General features: G+C 57.4%; 3 rRNA genes. All 3 read left to right on the top strand.

The annotated features are described in order from the left end of the window. Positions 1–1,440: ribosomal RNA gene (locus ACFVHK_RS16965) — 16S ribosomal RNA — on the top strand; the annotation flags it as partial. A gap of 471 nt (positions 1,441–1,911) precedes the next feature. Next, positions 1,912–5,014 (top strand): 23S ribosomal RNA (locus ACFVHK_RS16970). 208 nt (positions 5,015–5,222) lie between these two features. After that, positions 5,223–5,339 (top strand): 5S ribosomal RNA (gene rrf, locus ACFVHK_RS16975). Position 5,340: the final 1 nt, after the last annotated feature.

Here is a 5,340-nt window from a genome sequence, read left to right on the forward strand (position 1 = left end):
GGATTAGTGGCGAACGGGTGAGTAACACGTGAGTAACCTGCCCTGGACTCTGGGATAACCCCGAGAAATCGGAGCTAATACCGGATAGGACCTTGGATTGCATGATTCTTGGTGGAAAGTTTTTCGGTTTGGGATGGACTCGCGGCCTATCAGCTTGTTGGTGAGGTAATGGCTCACCAAGGCGTCGACGGGTAGCCGGCCTGAGAGGGTGACCGGCCACACTGGGACTGAGACACGGCCCAGACTCCTACGGGAGGCAGCAGTGGGGAATATTGCACAATGGGCGCAAGCCTGATGCAGCAACGCCGCGTGCGGGATGACGGCCTTCGGGTTGTAAACCGCTTTTAGTAAGGAAGAAGGGGAGCTTGCTCCTTGACGGTACTTGCAGAAAAAGGACCGGCTAACTACGTGCCAGCAGCCGCGGTAATACGTAGGGTCCGAGCGTTGTCCGGAATTATTGGGCGTAAAGAGCTCGTAGGCGGTTTGTCGCGTCTGCTGTGAAATCCCGGGGCTCAACTCCGGGCCTGCAGTGGGTACGGGCAGACTTGAGTGGTGTAGGGGAGACTGGAATTCCTGGTGTAGCGGTGGAATGCGCAGATATCAGGAGGAACACCGATGGCGAAGGCAGGTCTCTGGGCACTTACTGACGCTGAGGAGCGAAAGCGTGGGGAGCGAACAGGATTAGATACCCTGGTAGTCCACGCCGTAAACGTTGGGCGCTAGATGTGGGGACCTTTCCACGGTTTCCGTGTCGTAGCTAACGCATTAAGCGCCCCGCCTGGGGAGTACGGCCGCAAGGCTAAAACTCAAAGGAATTGACGGGGGCCCGCACAAGCGGCGGAGCATGCGGATTAATTCGATGCAACGCGAAGAACCTTACCAAGGCTTGACATGACCGAGAACGCCGCAGAAATGTGGAACTCTTTGGACACTCGGTTACAGGTGGTGCATGGTTGTCGTCAGCTCGTGTCGTGAGATGTTGGGTTAAGTCCCGCAACGAGCGCAACCCTCGTCGCATGTTGCCAGCACGTTATGGTGGGGACTCATGTGAGACTGCCGGGGTCAACTCGGAGGAAGGTGGGGATGACGTCAAATCATCATGCCCCTTATGTCTTGGGCTTCACGCATGCTACAATGGCCGGTACAAAGGGCTGCGATGTCGTAAGGCGGAGCGAATCCCAAAAAGCCGGTCTCAGTTCGGATTGAGGTCTGCAACTCGACCTCATGAAGTCGGAGTCGCTAGTAATCGCAGATCAGCAACGCTGCGGTGAATACGTTCCCGGGCCTTGTACACACCGCCCGTCAAGTCATGAAAGTCGGTAACACCCGAAGCCGGTGGCCTAACCCTTGTGGAGGGAGCCGTCGAAGGTGGGATCGGTGATTAGGACTAAGTCGTAACAAGGTAGCCGTACCGGAAGGTGCGGCTGGATCACCTCCTTTCTAAGGAGCATCTGGCACTCTTCGGGGTGTCCAGGCTGCCGGATCGAGCCGAACGTGCTCGCCGGCTGCTCATGGGTGGAACATTGACATAGGCATCCAGTTCAAGGGTTCTGGTTCAGTACGCCGTCTTCGGATGGTTGGAACGATCGGTGCCGGCGGGGTGGGTGCGTGCACGCTGTTGGGTCCTGAGGGACCGGACATGGCTTTCGCGCTCTTCGGGGTGCGGGTCGGGGTTGGTCCCCGGTTCAGGCCTTCATCGATGCCGGCGGTTGTTGGCGGGGGTGGGGGTTCTGGTCGTCTGTTGAGAACTACATAGTGGACGCGAGCATCTTAGAAGCAGCCTTCGGGCTGTTTCACATAGGTGAGTCGCCAGGTGGCGCCCTTCGGGGTGGCTGTTTGGCGTATTCACTGGTCAATTTCGTATCCGGGCTTTCGGGTCCGGGTGCACGAATTTCGATCGAACTCATGTGATTTCAAGTTTCTAAGAGCAAACGGTGGATGCCTTGGCATCTGGAGCCGAAGAAGGACGTCGTAATCTGCGATAAGCCTCGGGGAGCTGATAAACGAGCTGTGATCCGAGGATTTCCGAATGGGGAAACCCCGCCAGGCCCCTTGTGGTGACCTGGTGACTCCCGCCTGAATGTATAGGGCGGGTAGAGGGAACGTGGGGAAGTGAAACATCTCAGTACCCACAGGAAGAGAAAACAACCGTGATTCCGTGAGTAGTGGCGAGCGAAAGCGGATGAGGCTAAACCGGTCATGTGTGATACCCGGCAGGGGTTGCATGGTCGGGGTTGTGGGACCTCTCTGGTCGATCTGCCGGTCGACCGCGGTGACGTGCGTGGCATAGGCGAACCGGATTGAAAGCCGGACCGGAGTGGGTGTGAGTCCCGTAGCCGAAATGTTGCGCAGCCCGGAGGGGGATCCCAAGTAGCACGGGGCCCGAGAAATCCCGTGTGAATCTGTCAGGACCACCTGATAAGCCTAAATACTCCCAGATGACCGATAGCGGACAAGTACCGTGAGGGAAAGGTGAAAAGTACCCCGGGAGGGGAGTGAAATAGTACCTGAAACCGTTTGCTTACAAACCGTCGGAGCACCCGTGTTGGTGTGACGGCGTGCCTTTTGAAGAATGAGCCTGCGAGTTAGTGATCTGTGGCGAGGTTAACCCGTGTGGGGTAGCCGTAGCGAAAGCGAGTCTGAATAGGGCGATTCAGTCGCAGGTCCTAGACCCGAAGCGAAGTGATCTATCCATGGCCAGGTTGAAGCGACGGTAAGACGTCGTGGAGGACCGAACCCACTTAGGTTGAAAACTGAGGGGATGAGCTGTGGATAGGGGTGAAAGGCCAATCAAACTTCGTGATAGCTGGTTCTCTCCGAAATGCATTTAGGTGCAGCGTTGCGTGTTTCTTGCCGGAGGTAGAGCTACTGGATGGCCGATGGGCCTCAACAGGTTACTGACGTCAGCCAAACTCCGAATGCCGGTAAGTGAGAGCGCAGCAGTGAGACGGTGGGGGATAAGCTTCATCGTCGAGAGGGAAACAACCCAGACCACCGACTAAGGTCCCTAAGCGCGTGCTAAGTGGGAAAGGATGTGGAGTTGCACAGACAACCAGGAGGTTGGCTTAGAAGCAGCCACCCTTGAAAGAGTGCGTAATAGCTCACTGGTCAAGTGATTCCGCGCCGACAATGTAACGGGGCTCAAGCACGCCACCGAAGTCGTGGCATTACCGCATATCGATAGGCCTTCGTGGTCCAGTCGTGGTGATGGGTAGGAGAGCGTCGTGTGCTGGGTGAAGCGGCGGTGGAAACCAGCCGTGGACGGCACACGAGTGAGAATGCAGGCATGAGTAGCGAAAGACGGGTGAGAAACCCGTCCTCCGGAAGACCAAGGGTTCCAGGGTCAAGCTAATCTGCCCTGGGTAAGTCGGGACCTAAGGCGAGGCCGACAGGCGTAGTCGATGGACAACGGGTTGATATTCCCGTACCGGCGAAGAACCGCCCACACGAGACCAGGAGTGCTAAGCATCCCAATCCGTACCGGATCCCTTCGGGGTGATGGTGCGGGGCGGCGTGCGACCCCGTCTGGTGGAGTGAGCGTGATAACAGGTGTGACGCAGGAAGGTAGCCCAGCCCGGGCGATGGTTGTCCCGGGGCAAGCGTGTAGGCCGAGTCGTAGGCAAATCCGCGACTCGTGAAGGCTGAGACGTGATGCGGATGAAAAGTGGGTGATCCTATGCTGCCGAGAAAAGCATCGACGCGAGGTTCCAGCCGCCCGTACCCCAAACCGACTCAGGTGGTCAGGTAGAGAATACCGAGGAGATCGAGAGAATCGTGGTTAAGGAACTCGGCAAAATGCCCCCGTAACTTCGGGAGAAGGGGGGCCCGATTCGTGAAGGGACTTGCTCCTGGAGCGTTGACGGCCGCAGAGACCAGTGGGAAGCGACTGTTTACTAAAAACACAGGTCCGTGCCAAGTCGCAAGACGATGTATACGGACTGACGCCTGCCCGGTGCTGGAAGGTTAAGAGGACCGGTTAGCCGCAAGGCGAAGCTGAGAATTTAAGCCCCAGTAAACGGCGGTGGTAACTATAACCATCCTAAGGTAGCGAAATTCCTTGTCGGGTAAGTTCCGACCTGCACGAATGGCGTAACGACTTCCCAGCTGTCTCAACCGCGAACTCGGCGAAATTGCAGTACGAGTAAAGATGCTCGTTACGCGCAGAAGGACGGAAAGACCCCGTGACCTTTACTACAGCTTGGTATTGGTGTTCGGTGTGGCTTGTGTAGGATAGGTGGGAGACTGTGAAGCGGGCACGCCAGTGTTCGTGGAGTCATTGTTGAAATACCACTCTGGTCACTCTGGATATCTAACTTCGAACCGTGATCCGGTTCAGGGACAGTGCCTGGTGGGTAGTTTAACTGGGGCGGTTGCCTCCCAAAGAGTAACGGAGGCGCCCAAAGGTTCCCTCAACCTGGTTGGCAATCAGGTGGCGAGTGTAAGTGCACAAGGGAGCTTGACTGCGAGACTGACAGGTCGAGCAGGGACGAAAGTCGGGACTAGTGATCCGGCAGTGGCTTGTGGAAGCGCTGTCGCTCAACGGATAAAAGGTACCTCGGGGATAACAGGCTGATCTTGCCCAAGAGTCCATATCGACGGCATGGTTTGGCACCTCGATGTCGGCTCGTCGCATCCTGGGGCTGGAGTAGGTCCCAAGGGTTGGGCTGTTCGCCCATTAAAGCGGTACGCGAGCTGGGTTTAGAACGTCGTGAGACAGTTCGGTCCCTATCCTCTGCGCGCGCAGGAAATTTGAGAGGATCTGACCCTAGTACGAGAGGACCGGGTTGGACGAACCTCTGGTGTGCCAGTTGTTCCGCCAGGAGCACCGCTGGTTAGCTACGTTCGGGATGGATAACCGCTGAAAGCATCTAAGCGGGAAGCCGGCCTCAAGATGAGATTTCCATCCCCTTCGGGGGGAGAGGCTCCCAGCCAGACGACTGGGTTGATAGGCCAGATGTGGAAGCACCGCAAGGTGTGCAGCTGACTGGTACTAATACGCCGACAACTTGACAATCACCATTCACACCAGTGTTGTAAGGCAACGGTGTGGAGCCTGATGACTCGCGTCCACTCTGTGGTTCCCAACAGACGAACACACACACACAACTGCACAGCAGCAACACCCCCACCCACCCCCCGCCACCACGGCGGGCACGGGAACACCCGGGGGTACCGAGACCACCAACACCCACCCACACGGGCGGACATGTTGGTCCTAGAGTTTCGGCGGCCATAGCGCGAGGGAAACGCCCGGACACATTCCGAACCCGGAAGCTAAGACTCGCAGCGCCGATGGTACTGCAGGGGCGACCCTGTGGGAGAGTAGGACACCGCCGGACA

The organism is Agromyces binzhouensis (assembly GCF_042672355.1).
GTDB lineage: Bacteria > Actinomycetota > Actinomycetes > Actinomycetales > Microbacteriaceae > Agromyces > Agromyces binzhouensis.